This is a genomic window from Streptomyces sp. NPDC006207 (assembly GCF_040613835.1).
In the GTDB taxonomy this organism is placed as follows: Bacteria; Actinomycetota; Actinomycetes; order Streptomycetales; family Streptomycetaceae; genus Actinacidiphila.
In genome coordinates this window covers 23,768-42,674 of the sequence record NZ_JBEXSX010000070.1, presented here as the reverse complement: position 1 = coordinate 42,674, position 18,907 = coordinate 23,768, and the positions used below count along the sequence as shown (strand labels likewise).

Below are 18,907 nucleotides of genomic sequence, written 5' to 3'. Positions count from 1 at the left end.
CGGTGGCTTCCCCTACCGTCTGTGCTCCGCGCCGCGCGCGCGGACCGAGGCGGCCGTCGCGGTGCGCGGCCCGCTGCCCGGACTCCTGCGCCTCGTCCACCGGCGGCAGCCCGTCGCCGCCGCGGACGTGGAGGTCCTCGGTGACGCCGGGCTGCTGGACTTCCGGCTGGAGCGGGTCGGCTTCGGCTGACGGGTCCGCGCCCCGTGGGCGCTAGCTGTAGCGGTAGGGGTCGTACGGGTCGTACTGGCCCTGCTGCTGCCCCTGCTGCTGGCCCTGCTGGTCGTAGGTGTTCTGCTGCTGCGGAACGTAGGGCTGCTGCTGCTCCCCGCCCTGCTGCGGCACCCACACGCCGCCCGCCGGGGTGTCGTAGCCGTACTGCTGCTGGGTGCCCTGACCCTGGCCCTGGCCCTGCCCCTGGTACGGGTCCTGGTAGCCGCCCGCGTAGGTGCCGTAGGCCGCCGTCTGCTGCTGCTCCCAGCCGCCGGTCTGCTGCTGCTGTCCGTAGGCGTCGTACGAGGCGGCGGCGGGCTGCTGTTGCTGTTGGCCGCCGTTCCAGTCGCCGTAGCCGGTGGTGGCGTAGTCCTGGTAACCGGCGCCCGCGTACGGGTCCTGGGCGTAGTTCGGCTGCCCGTTGTACATCGGGTACTCGCCGCTGTCCTCGTGCATGGGCATGGGCTGGTAGACCTGCGTGGAGTCCATCCCTGCGGGTGCCGCCGCGGCCGGGCCGGCGGCGGCGTAGCTGTCGTAGGACTGCCCGACGCCCGCACCGGCCTGAGTCTCGCCCGCGGGCTCCTCGTACGGCGTCGCCAGGCCGTCGTCCGGCAGCTCGTCGCGCTCCGCGCCCCGGCCGCGGCGGCCGGCGGCACGGCGTGGCAGCGGCGGCGCCTCCTCGTCGTCCTCATCGTCGGCGCCCTCCTTGGGGGAGCGCAGTGCCCAACCCTCGACGAAGCCGCGGCGGTAGGAGAGCGTGACGAACGTCTGGCCCGCGCCGAAGGCGACGGCACCGGCCACGATGACGAGGACCGAGGGCAGGTAGACGCCCAGGACGACACCAAGGAACCCCGCGAAGGCCAGCAGTCGCCACCTCAGCCGCGCCTTGTACTGCAGGAGCACTTCACCGAGCAGCCACAGCGCGACCACCCCGAAGGCGATGTAGAGCACTGTGTAGGCCATGAGCGCACTTCCTCACCGTTCACCGTCGTCGGCCCACTGGGGCGGCGGGTCCGCCCTCACGACCTCTGGTGCAGTCCCAGATTCTCGTAGATTTCCAACGACGCCGTGGAGTGATTAAGGGTAATGAAGTGCAGCCCCGGGATGTCCTCGGCCATCAGCCGCCGGCACATCTCGGTCGCGTACTCGACCCCGATCGCCCGCACCGCGGCCGGATCGTCCTTGACCGCGAGGATACGGTCCGCGAGCTCCTGCGGGAAAGGCGCGTTGCCGAGCTGGGCGAAGCGCTCGATCTGCTTCACGTTCGTGACCGGCATGATCTCGGGGATGATCGGGGTCTCGCAGCCCACCTTCCCGACGCGGTCGCGCAGGCGCAGGTAGTCCTCGGCGTTGAAGAACATCTGGGTGATGGCGTAGTCCGCGCCCGCCCGGCACTTCTCGACGAAGTGACGCGTATCACTTTCCCAGTCGGTCGAGCGGGGGTGCATCTCGGTGAAGGCGGCGACACCCACGCAGAAGTCGCCCGACTCCTTGATGAGCCGGACCAGTTCGTAGGCGTGGTCGACGCCCTCCGGGTGCCGCAGCCACTCCCCCATGGGGTCGCCGGGCGGGTCGCCGCGCAGCGCGAGCATGTTGCGGATGCCCGCGTCGGCGTACTGGCCGATGATGTTGCGCAGCTCGGCGACGGAGTGGTCGACCGCGGTCAGGTGGGCCACCGGGGTCAGGGTGGTGTCGGAGGCGATCCGCTCGGTCGCCCGGACCGTGCCCTCGCGGGACTTGCCGCCCGCGCCGTAGGTGACGGAGACGAAGGTGGGGCCCACCGCCTCGATGCGGCGGATCGCGTTCCACAGGGTCCGCTCGCCCTTCTCGGTCCTCGGCGCCATGAACTCGAAGGAGTACGAGCGCTCGCCGGAGGCCAGCAGCTCACGGATGGTGACCGCGTGATCGGTCCTGGTGGAGGCGGTTCCGAGGGCCATGGGCCTCAGGCTATCGGCGAGGACTGGGCCGTCCCAACAGACGACGCCCAAAAGTCCACCCCTTGGACATCCCGCGCTCGCGGCGCGAGACGGCCCCGCACGGCGCCCGCCCCCCTGCGGGCCGCCGCTGCGCCGTCGTCCGGTCCTCGCCCGGTCCTCGCTCAGTCCTCGTAGGAGCGCACCCGCTTGGCCAGCTCGGCCGCCGCGGCACCCGGGTCGGCCGCCTCGGTGACGGCCCGTACGACCACGATCCGGCGGGCCCCGGCGTCGAGCACCTGCTCCACGTTGGACAGGTCGATCCCGCCGATCGCGAACCACGGCCGGTCCGTGCCCAGGCCCGCCGCGTACCGGACCAGGCCGAGGCCCGGCGCGGGCCGGCCGGGCTTGGTCGGGGTGGGCCACACCGGCCCGGTGCAGAAGTAGTCCGCACCGGGCTCCACGGCGGCCGCGGCCGCCTCGGCCTCGGAGTGGCAGGACCGCCCGATGACCACCTCGTCGCCGAGGATCGCACGGGCGGCCGGCACGGGCAGGTCGCCCTGGCCCAGGTGCAGGACGTCCGCCCCGGCGGCGTGCGCCACGTCGGCACGGTCGTTCACCGCGAGCAGCCTGCCGTGCCGTCCGCACTCCTCCGAGAGGACCGCGAGGTACTCCAGCTCCTCGCGGGCCTCCAGGCTCTTGTCGCGCAGCTGGACGACGTCGACCCCGGAGGCCAGCACGGCGTCCGCGAACGCCGCGAACTCCGCCAGGCCGCCGTGGCGCTTGCGCGCGTCGGTGCACAGGTAGAGCCGGGCGTCGGCGAGCTGGGCGCGGATGCCCGTGCTGGTGCTCGTGCTCGTGCTCGTACGCGTGCTCATACGGGCGGGTCCCCCTCGGGTGGCTGCGGCGGTGGCGGGTCGTTCGGTCAGACGGCGAGTGCCTGGGCGCGACGCTTCACCTCGGTGCCGCGGTTGTCGCGCAGCGCCTGGACGGGGGTGCCGGGCAGGCTCTCGTCCGGGGTGAACAGCCACTCCAGGGTCTCTTCGTCGCTGAACCCGTCGTCCTTGAGCAGGGTGAGGGTGCCCGCGAGGCCCTTCACGATCTTCTCCTCGCCGATGAAGTCGGCGGGGACCATCAGCACCCGGTTCTCACCACGGCGCACGGCGATGAGCTGGCCCTCCTTGATGAGCTGGCGGACCCGGGTCACCTCCACGCCGAGGCGCTCGGCGACGTCGGGGACGTACAGCCAGGAGGGGACGAGGGAGTCAATCTTTGCGTCGATCTCGGTCACAGGACAAGCGTGCCATCCCGGACCGACACCATGGAACCGCTCAGGCCACCCGTTGCTCCGTCCTGACGGGTCCGCTACGCCTCCGGCACCACCACGGGCGTCAGACGACCGCCGCCCGCAGCTGCACCGCAGGGTCGGCGGCCAGGGTGTCGTCGAGGTGGGCGCCGCGGGCGATGAGCTTGCGGGCCTGCGCCAGGTCGCGGGGCCGGCCCACGGCGAACAGCGCGACCAGCTGGCCGTCGCGCAGCCACAGCACCGACCAGGCGGGCCCGTCCGGGTCCCCGCGCAGCAGCATGCGGTCGGAGTCCACGTGGTACCCGGCGTACTGCACGAACCGCCCGAACTGCTCCGACCAGAAGTAGGGGACGGGGTCGTAGGGCTCGTCACCGCCCAGGATGTTCGCGGCGGCCGTGCGCGGCCCCTGCACCGCGTTGTCCCAGTGGTGGATCAGCAGCCGCTCCCCGTACCGCGCCGACGGGAAGGAGGCGCAGTCCCCCACCGCGTACACGTCCGGCACCGAGGTGCGCAGCCGGTTGTCGGCGAGGACCGAGCGGTCCGGCCCCAGCTCGACGCCGGAGCCGGCCAGCCACCCGGTGGCGGGCCGGGCGCCGATCCCGATGACGACCGCCTCGGCGGCGAGCACGCTGCCGTCGGCCAGGCGCACCGCGCCCGGCTCGACGGAGGAGACGACCGCGCCGGTGCGCAGCTCCACGCCCTCCTCCGCGTACCAGCCGCGCATCCGTTCGGCGATGTGCTCGGGCAGCACCCCGGCGAGCGGATGGTCGGCGGCCTCGACGACGGTCACCTCGCACCCGGCGTGACGGGCCGCGGTGGCGAACTCGGCGCCGATCCAGCCCGCACCGACCACCACGACCCGGTGCCGGTTCTCCAGCACCGGGCGCAGCGCCGTGGCGTCGTCCAGGGTGCGCAGCACGTGCACGCCCGGCGTGCCCTCGCTGCCCGGCAGCATGACCGGCTCGGCGCCGCTGGCCAGGACGAGCTTGTCGTAGCCGACCGGGCCGGCGTCGGTGTGCACCTGCCGCTCCCCGGGGCGCAGGGCGGTCGCGTGCCGCCCGAGCAGCAGTTCGACGTTGATCCCGGCGAAGTCGACGTCCAGCGCCGGGCCCTCCTCGGCGCCGAAGAGCACGCCCTTGGACAGCGGCGGCCGGTCGTAGGGGGCGTGCGGCTCCGCGCCGATCAGCGTGATCGTCCCGCCCCAGCCCTGCTCGCGCAGGGACACGGCGGTCTGCACTCCGGCCATCCCGGCCCCGACGACGACGACGCGCTGCTCGCTGCTGGTCACGCGATCACCGTAACGCCGCGGGGGCGCCGCCCGCCGGTACCGGTGCCCTACTCGCCGTGGATGGCGCGTACTAAGGTGGTTCAGGAGCACTCGCGGGAGCCCGGCGCACCGGGCTGAGAGGGCGGCTGGAGCGGCCGCCGACCGTACGAACCTGATCCGGGTCATGCCGGCGAAGGGAGGAGCGGGAACATCATGCACCGTCATGACGTCGTCGTGGTCGGCGGCGGGATCATCGGACTGGTCACCGCGTGGCGGGCCCGCGGGCGTGGCCTGCGCACGGCGGTCGCGGACCCCGAACCGGGCGGCGGGGCCGCCCGGGTGGCCGCGGGGATGCTGGCGCCGGTCACGGAGGTGCAGTACGGCGAGCAGCCGCTGCTGGAGCTCAACCTCGCGGCGGCCCGGCGCTATCCGTCCTTCGTGGCCGAGCTGGAGGAGACGACGGGGCTCGACCTCGGCTACCGCACGTGCGGCACCCTCGCCGTCGCCCTCGACGCCGACGACCGGGCGCAGCTGCGCGAACTCCACTCCTTCCAGGAGTCCTTGGGCCTGGCGTCGCAGTGGCTCAGCGGCCGCGAGTGCCGCCGCCTGGAGCCGATGCTCGCACCCGGCGTGCACGGCGGGCTGCGGGTCGACGGCGACCACCAGATCGACCCGCGGCGGCTGGCCGCGGCGCTGGTGCGCGCCTGCGAGCTGTCCGGGGTGGAGTTCCGGCGGTCGCGGGTGGCGCGGGTGGACGTCACGGGCGACCGCGCCCGCGGGGTGGTCCTGGAGGACGGCACCCGGATCGCCGCCGGGCAGGTGGTGCTGGCCGCCGGGAGCCTCAGCGGCCGGGTCGAGGGGCTGCCCGCACGGGCGCTGCCGCCCGTACGGCCGGTGAAGGGGCAGGTGCTGCGGCTGCGGGTGCCGGCGGCGTACGCGCCGTTCCTGTCGCGGACGGTACGGGCCGTGGTGCGCGGCGGTCACGTCTACCTGGTGCCGCGCGAGAACGGCGAGCTGGTCGTCGGCGCCACCAGCGAGGAGATGGGCTGGGACACCACCGTCACCGCCGGCGGGGTGTACGAACTGCTCCGCGACGCCCATGAATTGCTCCCCGGCATCACCGAACTCCCGCTGACCGAGACGCAGGCGGGCCTGCGCCCCGGCACGCCCGACAACGCCCCGGTGCTCGGCCGCGGCGCGCTGGACGGCCTGGTGATGGCCACCGGCCACCACCGCAACGGCGTGCTGCTGACCCCGCTGACCGGGGACGTGATGGCCGAGGTCCTGACCGGGTCGGAAGTCCCCGCGCAGGCCCGGCCCTTCTCCCCCGACCGCTTCGCCCTCCAGGAGCAGCACGCATGACCGCGCCCCTCCTTCTGTCCGTCTCCGTCAACGGCGAGGCGCGGGAGGTCGCCGAGGGCGTCACCCTCGACCGCCTCGTCGCGACCCTGACGGTCGCCCCGTCCGGAGTGGCGGCCGCGCTCAACGAGACGGTCGTCCCCCGCGCCCAGTGGCCGGCGACCCCGCTCCGCGACGGCGACCGCGTCGAGGTCCTCACCGCAGTCCAGGGAGGCTGACCCCCATGGCCGACGACCCGCTGACCATCGGCGGCACCGCCTTCGGATCCCGGCTGATCATGGGCACGGGCGGGGCGCCCAGCCTGGAGGTGATGGAGCAGGCGCTGCTGGCCTCCGGCACCGAGCTGACCACGGTCGCCATGCGGCGGCTGGACCCCACGGTCAAGGGCTCCGTGCTGTCCGTGCTCGCCCGGCACGGCATCCGCGTGCTGCCGAACACCGCCGGGTGCTACACCGCGGGCGAGGCCGTCCTCACCGCCCGCCTGGCGCGCGAGGCGCTGGGCACGGACTGGGTGAAACTGGAGGTCATCGCCGACGAGCGCACCCTGCTGCCGGACCCGGTGGAGCTGCTGGACGCGGCGGAGACCCTCGTGGACGACGGCTTCACGGTGCTGCCGTACACCAACGACGACCCGGTGCTCGCCCGGAAGCTGGAGGACGCGGGCTGCGCGGCGATCATGCCGCTGGGCTCGCCCATCGGATCGGGGCTCGGCATCCGCAACCCGCACAACTTCGAGCTGATCGTCGAGCGGGCGACGGTGCCGGTGATCCTGGACGCGGGTGCCGGGACGGCCTCGGACGCGGCCCTGGCGATGGAGCTGGGCTGCGCGGCCGTCATGCTGGCCTCCGCCGTCACCCGGGCGAGGGAACCGGTGCTCATGGCCGAGGCCATGCGGCACGCCGTCGACGCCGGGCGCCTGGCGTACCGGGCGGGGCGCATCCCCCGCCGCCACCACGCGAACGCGTCCTCGCCGGCTGTGGGACTCGCCACGTTCGACCCCGAGCGCCCCGCCTTCGGCGCCTGCTGACCCCTGGCCAGGGCACCGTGCCACGACCTGCGGGGGCCCGCGCCGGACCGGGGCCGCTCCCGCCCGGTGGCACGTGGCAGCGCGGGCCACGGGGCGGTCGCGGTACGGCACGGGTGAGGTACAACTTGGGCGGGTTAGCCCAGAAGGGTCATGTCGGCACCGTAAACTGCACCTTCGTGGATACGACGCTTCAGGACCCGCTCGTCGGGCAGACGCTCGACGGCCGCTACCGGGTGGAGTCCCGGATCGCGGTCGGCGGCATGGCGACGGTGTACCGGGCGCTGGACACCCGCCTGGACCGGGTGCTGGCCCTGAAGGTCATGCACCCCGCCCTCTCCGCCGAGCCCGGCTTCGTGGAGCGCTTCATCCGCGAGGCGAAGACGGTGGCGCGCCTCGACCACCCCAATGTGGTGCAGGTCTACGACCAGGGCGCCGACGGCACCTACGTCTACCTGGCCATGGAGTACATCGCGGGCTGCACCCTCCGCGACGTGCTGCGCGACCGCGGCGCCCTGCCGCCCCGCGCCGCGCTGGACATCCTGGAGCCCGTGCTGGCCGCGCTCGGCGCGGCGCACCGCGCGGGGCTGGTGCACCGCGACATGAAGCCGGAGAACGTCCTCATAGGCGACGACGGCCGCGTCAAGGTGGCGGACTTCGGCCTGGTCAGGATCGCGGGCACGCACACCAACACCTCCGCCGGCGGTGTCCTCGGCACGGTCTCGTACATGGCGCCGGAGCAGGTCGAGAGCCCCACGACCGACGAGCGCACCGATGTGTACGCGTGCGGGGTGCTGCTCTACGAGATGCTCACCGGCCGCAAGCCGCACACCGGCGGGACGCCCGTGCAGGTGGTCTACCAGCTGCTGAACGAGGACGTGCCCGCCCCGTCCGCCGCCTCCCCCGGGCTGCCCCCGCAGCTGGACGCGCTGGTGGCCGAGGCGACCGCGCGTGCCGCCGCCCGGCGTCCGGCCGACGCCGCGGAGCTGCTGCGGCGGCTGCACGCGGTGCGCCAGGGCATGACGCCCGAGCAGCTGGACCTGGTGCCGCCGGGCGCGCGGACCCCCGCGCACGCCCCCGCGGCACCGGCCGGCGCCGAGGAACCGACGACGGTGGTGCACCGCACCGCGCGCCTGGAGTTCTCGCCCGAGCCGACCCGGCAGCAGCCCCGGGCCGCGTCCCGGACGTCGACCCGGCCCCGGCGGCGTCCCGGGGCCATCGCCGTCGTGACGACCCTGCTGCTGATCCTCGGCGTCGGCGCGGGCGTCTGGTACATCAACGACGGCCAGTTCACCCGGACCCCCGCCGTCGTCGGGCTGCCGCAGGCGCAGGCGGAGCGCCAGCTGCGCGACGCCGGGCTGCGGGTCGAGGTCGTCGAGGCGTTCGACCCCACCATGACCAAGGGCAAGGTGGCCTCCACCGACCCGGGCACGGGCGAGCGCATCCGCGACAACGGCACGGTGACGATCACCGTGTCCAAGGGCCCGGAGCGGGTGAAGGTCCCGGGCGTGGTGGGCGAGGAGCTGGCGGAGGCGAAGCGACGCCTGAAGGCCGCCGGACTGAGTCCGGGGACGGTCTCCCGGGAGTTCAGCGACGAGGTGCCGCGGGGCCGGGTGATCTCCACCGACCCCGGCTCGGGCGCGAGCCGCCGGCCGGACTCGGCCGTGTCGCTGGTGGTGAGCAAGGGCGCGCCCGTCGACGCCCCCGACGTGGTCGGGCAGCCGCTGGAGGACGCCCGCCGGCAGCTGGAGGACGCCGGGCTGCGGGTCAAGGTGGACCCGCGGCAGGTCTACTCCGACCAGGCGGACGAGGGCGCGGTCGCCGGGCAGACGCCCGGCGCGAACACGCGGCTGGCGGCCGGGGACACGGTCACGCTGCAGGTCTCCAAGGGCCAGGAGATGGTCGTGGTACCGGACGTGCAGGGCCTGGACGTCGACAAGGCGAAGGCGAAGCTGGAGGCCGCGGGCTTCGACGTGCGCGTCATCCAGTTCTTCTTCACCGGCCAGGTCAACAACCAGTCGCCCGCCGGCGGCACCGAGGCACCGAAGGGCAGCACGATCACACTGTGGGTGCGATAGTCACGTCCGATGGCGGCGCCGCCGCCGAGCTCCGCAACCCCGTCGGCGGCCATGTCGCCGTGGCCGGGGGTCTGGCCACCACCGGGCTGGCGGAGGCCGCGCGGATGGGCGCCGAGACCGTGCAGGTCTTCGTCGCCAACCCCCGCGGGTGGGCGACCCCGCCCGGCAGTCCGCGCCAGGACGAGGAGTTCCGCGAGCGCTGCGCCGCGCAGGGACTCCCCGCGTACGTCCACGCGCCGTACCTGATCAACTTCGGTTCGCACACCGAGGCGACGGTCGACCACTCGGTGGACTCGCTGCGCCACTCGCTGCGCCGCGGGCGGGCGATCGGCGCCCTGGGCACGGTCGTGCACACCGGGTCGGCGACCGGCGGCCGTTCCCGGGCCACCGCGCTGGCGCAGGTACGGGAGCGGATGCTGCCGCTGCTGGAGGAACTGACGCACGACGACGACCCGTGGCTGCTGCTGGAGCCGACCGCGGGGCAGGGCTTCTCGCTCTGCTCGCTGGTGGAGGACCTGGGCCCGTACTTCGACGCCCTGGACCACCACCCACGGCTGGGGGTCTGTCTGGACACCTGTCATGTGTTCGCGGCCGGGCACGACCTCGCGGCGGCCGGCGGGGTCAAGGCCGTCCTGGACGAGCTGGTGGCGACGGTCGGCGAGGGACGGCTGAAGCTCGTCCACGCCAACGACTCCAAGGACGTCGCCGGCGCCCACAAGGACCGCCACGAGAACATCGGCGCCGGTCACATCGGTGCCACCGCCTTCGGGGAGCTCTTCCGGCACCCCGCCACGCAGGGCGTGCCGCTGGTCGTGGAGACGCCGAACGGCGGCCCCAAGGGCACCGGGATGGCCACGGACGTGGCCGTGCTGAAGTCGTTGCGCCCGGCCTGACCGGATCGGCAGGAATACCCCAGGGGGGTAATGCGTTGAGGAGCCAGAACGCACGACGACACCCGCACTCATCCCTGGGGGACACAGGATGCAGCACGTCGAGCACTCCCAACGGCATCAGTCCCACCCCGAGCCGTCCCAGCACGAGCCGTCCCACCACGAGCCGTCCCACCACGAGCACCACACGGCGGCCCACCACACCGGCCCGGCCTCCTGGGGCACCGCCGTCCAGGCCACGCTGCACTGCCTCACCGGCTGTGCGATCGGCGAGGTCCTCGGCATGCTGATCGGCACGGCCCTCGGCTGGCACAACGTCCCGACGATGACCCTGGCGATCGTCCTGGCCTTCGTCTTCGGCTACTCGCTCACCATGCGCGGCGTCCTGCGGGCCGGCCTGGACCTGCGCGGCGCCGTACGGGTGGCGCTCGCCGCCGACACCGTCTCGATCGTCTTCATGGAACTCGCGGACAACGGGACGATCCTGCTGTTCCCGGGCGCGATGGACGCCACGCTGTCGGACGCGCTGTTCTGGATCAGCCTCGCGCTGGCCTTCGCGGTCGCCTTCCTGGTGACCACACCCGTCAACAAGTGGATGATCGGCCGCGGCAAGGGACACGCGGTCGTGCACCGGTACCACTGACCCGCGGCGGAGGCCCGGCGGCTACAGCTCCGGCCCGTCGCCGGGCTCCTCCTGGTACGAGTAGCGCTGCTCGCTCCAGGGGTCGCCCAGGTTGTGGTAGCCGCGCTCCTCCCAGAAGCCGCGGCGGTCGGACGTCATGTACTCCACGCCCCTGACCCACTTGGGGCCCTTCCAGGCGTAGAGGTGGGGCACGACGAGCCGGGCCGGGAAGCCGTGCTCCGCGGTCAGCGGCTCGCCGCCGCGGTGGGTCGCGAATATCGACTTGGGGTCGGCGAAGTCCGCCAGCCGCAGGTTGGAGCTGAAGCCGTACTCGGCCCACACCATGACGTGCGTGACGTCCGGCGCGGGCGGCGCCAGCCGCAGGATCTCGGCGGTGGAGACACCGCCCCACTCGACGCCGAGCATGCTGAACTTGGTCACGCAGTGGAAGTCGCCCGTGACGGTCGTGTACGGCAGCGCGGCGAACTCCTCGTGGCCCCACGCACGCTTGCCGCCGTCCGCCGTGGCGCCGAAGACCTGGAACTCCCAGCGCTCGGGTTTGAACCTGGGCACCGGACCGTAGTGGGTGACCGGCCAGCCCCGCTGGAGCCGCTGTCCGGGAGGAAGCTCCCCTTCGCGGCGTTCGGACTGACCCATGCGTCCATGGTGACAGACCGGATGCAGTGCCACCGACCAGCACCAGGTCAAAGTATGACAACCCGGGCCACCGGAGTAAGTGTGAACTTACTGGATCGCTTCCACCGGCGGTGCGAAAATGCGCCCATCGTGTGGATTCCTCCGGAAAGGACGGGCTTGCCATGCAGGGCGACCCCGAGGTCATCGAGTTCCTGAACGAGCAACTGACGGGCGAGCTGACGGCGATCAACCAGTACTTCCTGCATGCCAAGATGCAGGAGAACCTGGGCTGGACGAAGCTCGCCAAGTACACGCGGCACGAGTCCTTCGACGAGATGAAGCATGCCGAGGTGCTGACCGACCGCATCCTCTTCCTCGACGGACTGCCGAACTACCAGCGGCTCTTCCACGTCCGGGTGGGGCAGACCCTCACCGAGATGTTCCAGGCCGACCGCCAGGTCGAGGTCGAGGCGATCGACCGCCTCAGGCGCGGCATCGAGGTCATGCGGACGAAGGGCGACATCACGTCGGCCAACATCTTCGAGGACATCCTCGCCGACGAGGAGCACCACATCGACTACCTGGACACCCAGCTCGAACTCATCGAGAAGCTCGGGGAGCCGCTGTACATCGCCCAGCTCGTCGAGCAGCCCGACAGCTGACGGCCGTCGGCCGGGCCGCAGCCGTTCAGGCGGCGCTGGCCGCCGCGGGCAGCGGGACCGCGACCGGCACCGGCAGTGCGGGCGGGACCGGCAGGGAGGCCGGCGCGGGGGCACCGAGGGGTTCCGCGGGCGCTCCGGACTTCGCCGTGTCGAGCTTCGTTCGGGTGGCACAGCCGTCGCCGCGGCCGAGAAGCGCCTGTATCCGGCGCACGCAGGAACCGCAGTCCGTGCCCGCCTTGCAGGCGGAGGCGATCTGGCGAGGGGTGCAGCGGCCGGCGTCCGCATGCTGCTTGACCTGCTCTTCGGTGATGCCGAAGCATGAGCAGACGTACACGCGGTTCCCCTCTCTCTCGATCCCGGCCTGAGGTTAACCTAACCTTACCCGCCGGGCGAGTGGCTGAAAACCGACGAGGGGCGCGGATCGATGTGATCCGCGCCCCTCTCAGGGTCCGCAGGGACGGCCGCCGCTACTGGCCGCGGTACATCTCTGCCACCAGGAACGCCAGGTCGAGCGACTGGCTGCGGTTGAGCCGCGGGTCGCAGGCCGTCTCGTAGCGCTGGTGCAGGTCGTCGACGAAGATCTCGTCGCCGCCGCCCACGCACTCGGTCACGTCGTCGCCGGTGAGCTCCACGTGGATGCCGCCCGGGTGGGTGCCGAGGCCGTGGTGCACCTCGAAGAAGCCCTTGACCTCGTCGAGCACGTCGTCGAAACGGCGCGTCTTGTGACCCGAGGCCGCCTCGAAGGTGTTGCCGTGCATCGGGTCGCACACCCAGGCGACCTGCGCGCCCGAGGCCGTGACCTTCTCCACCAGGTTCGGCAGCAGCTCGCGCACCTTGCCGGCGCCCATACGCGTGATGAAGGTCAGCCGGCCGGGCTCGCGGTCCGGGTCCAGCCGGTCGATCAGCGCCAGCGCCTCCTCGGGCGTGGTCGTCGGGCCGAGCTTCACACCGAGTGGGTTGCGGATCTTCGAGGCGAACTCGATGTGCGCGTGGTCGAGCTGACGGGTGCGCTCACCGATCCAGACCATGTGGCCGGACACGTCGTACAGCCGGCCGGTGCGGGAGTCCACGCGGGTCAGCGCCGACTCGTAGTCGAGCAGGAGCGCCTCGTGCGAGGCGTAGAACTCGACGGTCTTGAACTCCTCGGGGTCCGCGCCGCAGGCGTGCATGAAGTTCAGCGCGCCGTCGATCTCCCGGGCCAGGGCCTCGTAGCGCTGCCCGGACGGCGAGGACTTCACGAAGTCCTGGTTCCAGGCGTGCACCTGACGCAGGTCGGCGTAGCCGCCGGTGGTGAAGGCCCGGACGAGGTTCAGCGTCGCGGCGGACGCGTTGTACAGGCGCTTGAGCCGCTCCGGGTCCGGCACGCGGGCCGCCTCGGTGAACTCGAAGCCGTTGACCGAGTCGCCGCGGTAGGTCGGGAGGGTCACCCCGCCCCGGGTCTCCGTCGGCTTCGAACGCGGCTTGCTGTACTGACCGGCGATCCGGCCCACCTTCACGACCGGCACGGACGCGGCGTAGGTGAGGACGGCGCCCATCTGCAGCAGCGTCTTCAGCTTGTTGCGGATCTGGTCGGCCCCGATCTGGTCGAAGGCCTCCGCGCAATCGCCGCCCTGCAGCAGGAACGCCTCACCCCGGGCCACGGCCCCCAGGCGGTCGCGCAGCTGGTCGCACTCGCCTGCGAAGACGAGCGGCGGATACGACTCGAGGTCCGCGATCACTTCGCGCAGAGCCTCGGGGTCGGGGTACTCAGGCTGCTGCGCCGCGGGCAGTGAGCGCCAGGTCTGGCGCCCGGCGTGGGTTTCAGCGTTCACGGTCACGCAGCCCACATTACGTGGTCGTGTCCGTTCCTTTGCGCATCGGACCAGAGGATGAGACGACCGAGTGACCTCCGCGGAGCCCCGTCCGACCCGCCCGGCACAGGCCTGCGGAGCCCGGAGGGCGGGCCCTCCCCGGCCCCGCGCGCCGGCGCCGCCCGGCGTACGGCGACGGCGCGTCCGGCCCACGCCGCCACCGCGGAGTCCACCCAGTGAGACGGCCCGCGTCCGGGGTCGTACGCTCGGCCCGCACACCGAAGCCCGGACGGGAGGGGCCGCCGTCATGCCGACACCGTCGGAGGCGTTCAGGTACGTGGGACCGGACGACATCCGGGCCGCCGTGGTGCGGCCCGACGCGGCGGGCCGGGCGGTGCGGTCAGCGGACGACGTCCGGCAGTGGCTGGATGGCGCCGCCGCCGACCGCGAGGAGCCCTTCACCTACGTCGTCGACTCGACCGGCACGCTCCGTCTGGCGCCGCGCCGCAGCGAGCACGTGGCGTGCGCCGGGGGCGGGCCCGTGCTGGCCGCCGGGGAGATCACGTTCGCCGCGCGGGAGGACGGCGGGTGGGAGGTGACCGAGGTCGGCAACCAGTCGACCGGCTACTGCCCCGACGCCGAGGCGTCCTGGCCCGCGCTGGCGGAAGCCCTCGACCGGGCGGGGCTCACCCGCCCCGGCTGGTTCACGCAGGCGGTCGTCTTCCGACACTGCCCGCGGTGCGGCGAGCGCAACCTCGTCAAGGACGACGACTTCACATGCGCCCTGTGCGACGCGCCGCTTCCACGGCGGCGCGGCCGCTGAGGACGAGCGCCTGGCCCAGGCAGCCCAGCGCCGCCGTGCACAGGAGCGTGCGCACCAGGTTCCAGCGGACCCAGGCCGCCTCGAACCGCTCGCGCACGGCGGCGGGATCGGCGAGGCTCCCGGGGTCGCCCGCCGCGTCCAGCCGGTCGTTCAACGGGATGTTGACGCCGAAGGTGACGACGAGCACCGCCAGGTAGAGCACGGTCGCGGCGATCACCCACGGGAGCGGACCGCGGCCTGCGTCGCGCAGGCAGAGCGCCACCGCGGCGGCGCACAGCAGCAGCGAACCGCCGAAGACCAGCAGGAACCAGCCGTTCTGGATGGCGATGTTGATGCGCTGCATCGCGTCGACGAGCGTACGGTCGGCCGCCTTGGCCAGACCCGGCATGACGGCGACGGAGAACGCGAAGAAGAGCCCGGCCATGAGGCCGACGGCGACGGTGGCCGCGACGAGGACGGCGTCTCGGGAAGTCATGCGACCAGTGAAGCCGCGCCTGGTGAGACGGAACATGGCCCGGACGCTCCGTCCCATACGCGCGCGTCCACACGGAGAGCGCGGAAAACCGCGTGCGGAACCGGGCGGGGCCGGGATACCGTGCGGCCCATGGGTTGCACCTACTACATCAGGCTGCGCCGGGCATAGCCGCGGCGCTCTTCGCCGCGGCATCGGGTCCATCGTCGGAACCTCTTATGTCGCGGAGTGCACACCCATGCCTCACCACCGGTCCATGGTGGGCGGCCGGCACGAGCTCGGCCAGAACTTCCTCACCGACCGCACCGTCATCGCCTCCATCGAGGCCCTCGTCGCCGCCACCAGCGGACCCATCGTCGAGATCGGCCCCGGCGACGGCGCCTTGACCCTCCCCCTCAGCCGCACCGGCCGCCCCCTGACGGCCGTGGAGATCGACCCGGGGCGCGCACAGCGCCTGCAGCGGCGGCTCCCGCGCGGCGCGCACGTCGTCACCACCGACGTCCTGCGCTACCGCTTCCCGCGCGAACCACACGTGATCGTCGGCAACCTGCCCTTCCACCTGACGACCACCATCATGCGGCGCGTCCTGGCCGCCGACCGGTGGGAGTGCGCGGTGCTGCTCGTCCAGTGGGAGGTCGCCCGCCGCCGCGCGGGCGTCGGCGGCGCCAGCATGCTCACCGCCTCCTGGTGGCCCTGGTACGACTTCACCCTCCACTCCCGCGTCCCCGCCCGCGCCTTCCGCCCGGCACCCTCCGTCGACGGCGGACTGCTGACCATGACCCGGCGCCCGCAGCCGCTCGTCACCGGCGACCGCCGCGCCTACCAGGCCTTCGTCCAGCGGGTGTTCACCGGCCCGGGCCGCGGCCTGCGCGAAGTCCTCGCCCGCACCGGCCACTTCGACCGCACGGCGCTGCGCGACTGGCTGCGTGCCGAACGCGTCCCCCCGCACGCCCTCCCCAAGGACCTCACGGCGAGGCAGTGGGCGTCCCTGTGGCGGCTGGTGAGGTGAGGGGCGGCGGCTACAGCCGCTCGATCTCCGCGAGGTCGATGTCCACGGCGAACGGCACAGACACCTTGAGGCGTTCGTGGTGGATGCCGGTGGCGACGTAGGTGCCGGTGGCCGGCTCCCGTTCGAAGACGTAGACGACGGGGAGCCGGCCCTCGCCCTTCTCGACCCGCCAGAAGTGCGGGATGCCCGCCTCGGCGTACAGCTGCGGCTTGCGCTTGCGGTCCCGCTCCTCGGAGTCGGGTGAGACCACCTCCACGACGAGCACGGCGTCGGCCGCCTGGTACCCCGTCTCGTCCGCGCCGTCGCTCGCGGCCTCGGCCCGCACCAGCACCAGATCCGGCTCGGGCCGGTTGCGCCGGTTCAGCACGACGCTCATCTCCCGCCGCACCCGCAGGTTCTCCGGTGCCGCCGCTCGCAAGCCCTGCTCCAGCAGATACATGGCCAGCGAATGAAAGCTCTTCTGCGGGCTCACGAACACCAGGCTCCCGTCGATCAACTCCGTGTGCGGCGGGAGGTCGGGAATGCGGTCCAGGTCGTCCGAGGTGAAGCCGCCACGCGGCGGAATCGCCCAGGCCGGCAGCGGTTCGGCGGTCATGGTTCCTCCCATGGACGGGATTCCGGACGCATCCCCGAGAGTACCGGGGCCCTACGTCCCCACGATGCCCCGAAAGCGTGAGACGCGGCCGCCGCGTCGTGGACGGATGCGTTAAGGTGCGGAACATGTACGCGCAGCAGACGCACCTGCAGTGGTGGTGGACCGCGGATCCGGCGGCCCACTAGCAGCGCGTACGCACAGCCAGACGCTCAGGCCGCCCGAAGGGCGGCCTTCGGTGTTTGCGCGGCCGTCCCTTCCCTCGCCGAAGACCGGAAGGAACCGCCGTGGAGAACCACGATCCCGCCGCCGCACCCCCCGCCGCCGCGCTCGTCGAACGGCTGCTGGACCCCGCGTGCCCGCCCTTCGCGCTGCTCAGGCGCAGAGCGCCCGGCCGGGACACGGACACCGTCGAAGTGCTGCTCGGCCCGGTCACGACGGCGGAGCGGCTGACCGACATCGCGCTGCCGACCGGGGCACCCGAAGGGGAGCGCCCCGCGGTGGACGCACTGGCGCTGCTGCCGTACCGGCAGATCAGGGAGCGCGGTTTCGACGTGCGCGACGACGGGACGCCGCTGGTCGTGCTGCGCCCCCGTGAGGCGTACGAGCTGCCGCTCCCCGAGCTCATGGCGGCCCTGCCCGCGCACGCGGTGCGCGTGGAGGGCGGGGCCTTCGACGTCGACGACGACACGTACGCCGGGATCGTGGAGCGCGTCATCGAGGACGAGATCGGGGGCGGCGAGGGCGCGAACTTCGTCATCCGGCGCACCTTCCGCGGCGAGGTCCCGGGGTTCGCGGCGGCCGACGCGCTCGCGCTGTTCCGCCGGCTGCTCGACGGCGAGCGCGGCGCCTACTGGACGTTCGTGGTGCGGACCCCGGAGCGGACCCTGGTCGGCGCGAGCCCCGAGGTGCACGTGCGGATGGCCGGCGGCACGGTCGTCATGAACCCCATCAGCGGCACCTACCGCTACCCCCCGCAGGGGCCGGACGCGGAGGGGCTGCTCGCCTTCCTGCGGGACGCCAAGGAGGTGGAGGAGCTGACAATGGTGGTCGACGAGGAACTGAAGATGATGTGCACCGTCGGCGACCTCGGCGGCGTCGTCGTCGGCCCGCGCCTGAAGGAGATGGCGCACCTGGCGCACACCGAGTACGAGTTGCGCGGCCGCAGCAGCATGGACGTGCGGGACGTGCTGCGCGAGACGATGTTCGCCGCGACGGTGACCGGCTCGCCGGTGCAGAACGCCTGCCGGGTGATCGAGCGCCACGAGCCGGGCGGCCGCGGCTACTACGCCGGCGCCCTCGCCCTGATCGGGCGGGACGCCGGCGGGGCACAGACCCTGGACTCGCCCATCCTGATCCGCACCGCGGACGTCGACGCCGCGGGCGGCCTGAAGGTCCCGGTGGGCGCGACCCTGGTGCGGCGCTCCGACCCGTACGCGGAGGTCGCCGAGACGCACGCGAAGGCGGCGGCCGTGCTGGCCGCGCTGGGGGTCCGGCCCGGACGGGCGCAGGGCCCGGCTGCAGACCGGCCACCGCTCGGCGACGACATCCGGGTGCGGGCCGCGCTGGACGGACGCCGCCGGAACCTGGCCCCGTTCTGGCTGCGCATGCGCACCGCGGAGCAGCCCGGCACGCTGACCGGGCACGCCCTCGTGGTGGACGGCGAGGACACCTTCACCGCGATGCTCGCGCACGTGCTGAGGTCGTCCGGGCTGCAGGTCACCGTGCGCCGCTTCGACGCCCCGGGACTGCACGAGGCCGCCCTCGCGCACCAGGGCCCGGTCATCCTCGGTCCGGGCCCCGGCGACCCGTCCGACACCGGCGACCCCAAGATGGCCCTCCTGCGCGGCCTCGCCTCCGGACTCGTCCGCGGCCACCGGCACGGCCTGCTCGGGGTCTGCCTCGGCCACGAACTGATCGCCGCCGAACTCGGCCTCGACATCGTCCGCAAGGACGTCCCCTTCCAGGGCGCGCAGACATCCGTCGACCTGTTCGGGAAGGCGGAGACCGTGGGGTTCTACAACTCCTTCACCGCCCGCTGCGACGACGCCACGGCGGAGGAGCTCGCCATGCACCGCATCGAACTGAGCCGCGACCCCGCCACCGGCGACGTCCACGCCCTGCGCGGCCCGGGGTTCGCGGGCGTCCAGTTCCACCCCGAGTCCGTGCTCACGCTGGGCGGCACGGCGATCGTGGCGGACCTCCTGGCGGGGGTCACGGTGACGGGCTGACGCCCGCGACCCGCCGCCCCGG

Annotated in this window: 21 protein-coding genes and 1 riboswitch; of the genes, 11 read left to right on the top strand and 10 right to left on the bottom strand. The window is 73.1% G+C overall.

What is annotated here, in order from left to right:
• Nucleotides 1–61 precede the first annotated feature (61 nt).
• The gene (locus ABZ312_RS37650) at nucleotides 62–190 is read left to right on the top strand and encodes a hypothetical protein (protein ID WP_500329863.1); all 129 of its coding nucleotides are present in this window, start codon (nucleotides 62–64) and stop codon (nucleotides 188–190) included.
• Nucleotides 191–211: 21 nt separating this feature from the next.
• Here ABZ312_RS37650 and ABZ312_RS37645 read toward each other — a convergent pair whose 3' ends face one another.
• The 5 genes from ABZ312_RS37645 to ABZ312_RS37625 all read right to left on the bottom strand — a co-directional run bounded on the left by ABZ312_RS37645 (nucleotide 212) and on the right by ABZ312_RS37625 (nucleotide 4,718).
• On the bottom strand, nucleotides 212–1,174 hold the full coding sequence (locus ABZ312_RS37645) for a hypothetical protein (RefSeq protein WP_500329864.1): 963 nt from the start codon (nucleotides 1,172–1,174) through the stop codon (nucleotides 212–214).
• 56 nt (nucleotides 1,175–1,230) lie between these two features.
• Complete coding sequence (gene metF, locus ABZ312_RS37640) at nucleotides 1,231–2,148, bottom strand: methylenetetrahydrofolate reductase [NAD(P)H] (protein ID WP_500329866.1); 918 nt, start codon at nucleotides 2,146–2,148, stop codon at nucleotides 1,231–1,233.
• A 161-nt stretch (nucleotides 2,149–2,309) separates the two neighbouring features.
• On the bottom strand, nucleotides 2,310–3,002 hold the full coding sequence (gene thiE, locus ABZ312_RS37635) for a thiamine phosphate synthase (RefSeq protein WP_500329867.1): 693 nt from the start codon (nucleotides 3,000–3,002) through the stop codon (nucleotides 2,310–2,312).
• Between the two features lie 47 nt (nucleotides 3,003–3,049).
• Nucleotides 3,050–3,415: an Rv2175c family DNA-binding protein gene (locus ABZ312_RS37630; RefSeq protein WP_500329869.1), complete on the bottom strand. Its 366-nt coding sequence runs from the start codon at nucleotides 3,413–3,415 to the stop codon at nucleotides 3,050–3,052.
• Between the two features lie 100 nt (nucleotides 3,416–3,515).
• Nucleotides 3,516–4,718 (bottom strand): NAD(P)/FAD-dependent oxidoreductase, encoded by a 1,203-nt coding sequence (locus tag ABZ312_RS37625; protein ID WP_500329870.1) that lies wholly within the window; start codon nucleotides 4,716–4,718, stop codon nucleotides 3,516–3,518.
• Between the two features lie 82 nt (nucleotides 4,719–4,800).
• Nucleotides 4,801–4,914: riboswitch (TPP riboswitch) on the top strand.
• Here ABZ312_RS37625 and thiO point away from each other — a divergent pair.
• From thiO to ABZ312_RS37595, 6 genes are all read left to right on the top strand, one after another.
• A complete protein-coding gene (thiO, locus tag ABZ312_RS37620; RefSeq protein ID WP_500329871.1) occupies nucleotides 4,911–6,059 on the top strand; it encodes a glycine oxidase ThiO in 1,149 nt (382 codons plus the stop codon). (Overlaps the previous riboswitch by 4 nt.)
• Nucleotides 6,056–6,274, top strand: coding sequence for a sulfur carrier protein ThiS (thiS, locus tag ABZ312_RS37615; RefSeq protein ID WP_500329873.1), 219 nt, complete (start codon nucleotides 6,056–6,058; stop codon nucleotides 6,272–6,274). The genes thiO and thiS overlap by 4 nt, the downstream gene beginning before the upstream one ends.
• A gap of 5 nt (nucleotides 6,275–6,279) precedes the next feature.
• Nucleotides 6,280–7,083, top strand: coding sequence for a thiazole synthase (locus ABZ312_RS37610; protein ID WP_499511385.1), 804 nt, complete (start codon nucleotides 6,280–6,282; stop codon nucleotides 7,081–7,083).
• Nucleotides 7,084–7,259: 176 nt separating this feature from the next.
• Nucleotides 7,260–9,158 (top strand): Stk1 family PASTA domain-containing Ser/Thr kinase, encoded by a 1,899-nt coding sequence (gene pknB / locus ABZ312_RS37605; RefSeq protein ID WP_500329874.1) that lies wholly within the window; start codon nucleotides 7,260–7,262, stop codon nucleotides 9,156–9,158.
• Nucleotides 9,146–10,051, top strand: a complete 906-nt coding sequence (locus ABZ312_RS37600) for a deoxyribonuclease IV (protein ID WP_500329876.1) — start codon at nucleotides 9,146–9,148, stop codon at nucleotides 10,049–10,051. Before pknB ends, ABZ312_RS37600 begins: the two co-directional genes overlap by 13 nt.
• A gap of 88 nt (nucleotides 10,052–10,139) precedes the next feature.
• Entirely contained in the window at nucleotides 10,140–10,691 is a 552-nt protein-coding gene (locus ABZ312_RS37595; protein WP_500439654.1) for a DUF4396 domain-containing protein, read from the top strand.
• A gap of 21 nt (nucleotides 10,692–10,712) precedes the next feature.
• Here the strand turns inward: ABZ312_RS37595 and ABZ312_RS37590 are convergent, their stop codons facing one another.
• A complete protein-coding gene (locus tag ABZ312_RS37590) occupies nucleotides 10,713–11,327 on the bottom strand; it encodes a sulfite oxidase-like oxidoreductase (protein WP_499511389.1) in 615 nt (204 codons plus the stop codon).
• A 161-nt stretch (nucleotides 11,328–11,488) separates the two neighbouring features.
• Here ABZ312_RS37590 and bfr point away from each other — a divergent pair, with 161 nt between their 5' ends.
• Nucleotides 11,489–11,968: a bacterioferritin gene (bfr, locus tag ABZ312_RS37585; RefSeq protein ID WP_500329878.1), complete on the top strand. Its 480-nt coding sequence runs from the start codon at nucleotides 11,489–11,491 to the stop codon at nucleotides 11,966–11,968.
• Between the two features lie 25 nt (nucleotides 11,969–11,993).
• Here the strand turns inward: bfr and ABZ312_RS37580 are convergent, their stop codons facing one another.
• Together ABZ312_RS37580 and ABZ312_RS37575 are read right to left on the bottom strand one after the other, a co-directional pair.
• Nucleotides 11,994–12,302 (bottom strand): (2Fe-2S)-binding protein, encoded by a 309-nt coding sequence (locus ABZ312_RS37580; protein WP_500329879.1) that lies wholly within the window; start codon nucleotides 12,300–12,302, stop codon nucleotides 11,994–11,996.
• Between the two features lie 133 nt (nucleotides 12,303–12,435).
• Nucleotides 12,436–13,785: a class II 3-deoxy-7-phosphoheptulonate synthase gene (locus ABZ312_RS37575; RefSeq protein ID WP_499511392.1), complete on the bottom strand. Its 1,350-nt coding sequence runs from the start codon at nucleotides 13,783–13,785 to the stop codon at nucleotides 12,436–12,438.
• Nucleotides 13,786–14,065: 280 nt separating this feature from the next.
• On the opposite strand from ABZ312_RS37575, the gene ABZ312_RS37570 reads away from it, so the two are divergent.
• On the top strand, nucleotides 14,066–14,581 hold the full coding sequence (locus ABZ312_RS37570; RefSeq protein ID WP_499511393.1) for a hypothetical protein: 516 nt from the start codon (nucleotides 14,066–14,068) through the stop codon (nucleotides 14,579–14,581).
• Here the strand turns inward: ABZ312_RS37570 and ABZ312_RS37565 are convergent.
• Nucleotides 14,532–15,056: an anthrone oxygenase family protein gene (locus tag ABZ312_RS37565; protein ID WP_499511394.1), complete on the bottom strand. Its 525-nt coding sequence runs from the start codon at nucleotides 15,054–15,056 to the stop codon at nucleotides 14,532–14,534. The genes ABZ312_RS37570 and ABZ312_RS37565 overlap by 50 nt on opposite strands.
• 253 nt (nucleotides 15,057–15,309) lie before the next feature.
• Between ABZ312_RS37565 and erm the strand changes: the two genes are divergently transcribed.
• The gene (gene erm / locus ABZ312_RS37560; RefSeq protein WP_499516807.1) at nucleotides 15,310–16,062 is read left to right on the top strand and encodes a 23S ribosomal RNA methyltransferase Erm; all 753 of its coding nucleotides are present in this window, start codon (nucleotides 15,310–15,312) and stop codon (nucleotides 16,060–16,062) included.
• Nucleotides 16,063–16,072: 10 nt separating this feature from the next.
• Here the strand turns inward: erm and ABZ312_RS37555 are convergent, their stop codons facing one another.
• Entirely contained in the window at nucleotides 16,073–16,657 is a 585-nt protein-coding gene (locus ABZ312_RS37555; RefSeq protein WP_500329882.1) for a Uma2 family endonuclease, read from the bottom strand.
• Nucleotides 16,658–16,941: 284 nt separating this feature from the next.
• Between ABZ312_RS37555 and ABZ312_RS37550 the strand changes: the two genes are divergently transcribed.
• Complete coding sequence (locus ABZ312_RS37550) at nucleotides 16,942–18,885, top strand: anthranilate synthase family protein (protein ID WP_500439653.1); 1,944 nt, start codon at nucleotides 16,942–16,944, stop codon at nucleotides 18,883–18,885.
• The last annotated feature ends 22 nt before the right edge of the window (nucleotides 18,886–18,907 follow it).

Bases quoted from the DNA above. Each gene is read 5' to 3' on its own strand.
- ABZ312_RS37645 (WP_500329864.1), bottom strand. From the start codon at position 1,174: ATGGCCTACACAGTGCTCTACATCGCCTTCGGGGTGGTCGCGCTGTGG.
- metF (WP_500329866.1), bottom strand. From the start codon at position 2,148: ATGGCCCTCGGAACCGCCTCCACCAGGACCGATCACGCGGTCACCATC.
- thiE (WP_500329867.1), bottom strand. From the start codon at position 3,002: ATGAGCACGCGTACGAGCACGAGCACGAGCACCAGCACGGGCATCCGC.
- thiO (WP_500329871.1), top strand. From the start codon at position 4,911: ATGCACCGTCATGACGTCGTCGTGGTCGGCGGCGGGATCATCGGACTG.
- thiS (WP_500329873.1), top strand. From the start codon at position 6,056: ATGACCGCGCCCCTCCTTCTGTCCGTCTCCGTCAACGGCGAGGCGCGG.
- ABZ312_RS37610 (WP_499511385.1), top strand. From the start codon at position 6,280: ATGGCCGACGACCCGCTGACCATCGGCGGCACCGCCTTCGGATCCCGG.
- ABZ312_RS37595 (WP_500439654.1), top strand. From the start codon at position 10,140: ATGCAGCACGTCGAGCACTCCCAACGGCATCAGTCCCACCCCGAGCCG.
- ABZ312_RS37590 (WP_499511389.1), bottom strand. From the start codon at position 11,327: ATGGGTCAGTCCGAACGCCGCGAAGGGGAGCTTCCTCCCGGACAGCGG.
- bfr (WP_500329878.1), top strand. From the start codon at position 11,489: ATGCAGGGCGACCCCGAGGTCATCGAGTTCCTGAACGAGCAACTGACG.
- ABZ312_RS37570 (WP_499511393.1), top strand. From the start codon at position 14,066: ATGCCGACACCGTCGGAGGCGTTCAGGTACGTGGGACCGGACGACATC.
- ABZ312_RS37565 (WP_499511394.1), bottom strand. From the start codon at position 15,056: ATGACTTCCCGAGACGCCGTCCTCGTCGCGGCCACCGTCGCCGTCGGC.
- erm (WP_499516807.1), top strand. From the start codon at position 15,310: ATGGTGGGCGGCCGGCACGAGCTCGGCCAGAACTTCCTCACCGACCGC.
- ABZ312_RS37555 (WP_500329882.1), bottom strand. From the start codon at position 16,657: ATGACCGCCGAACCGCTGCCGGCCTGGGCGATTCCGCCGCGTGGCGGC.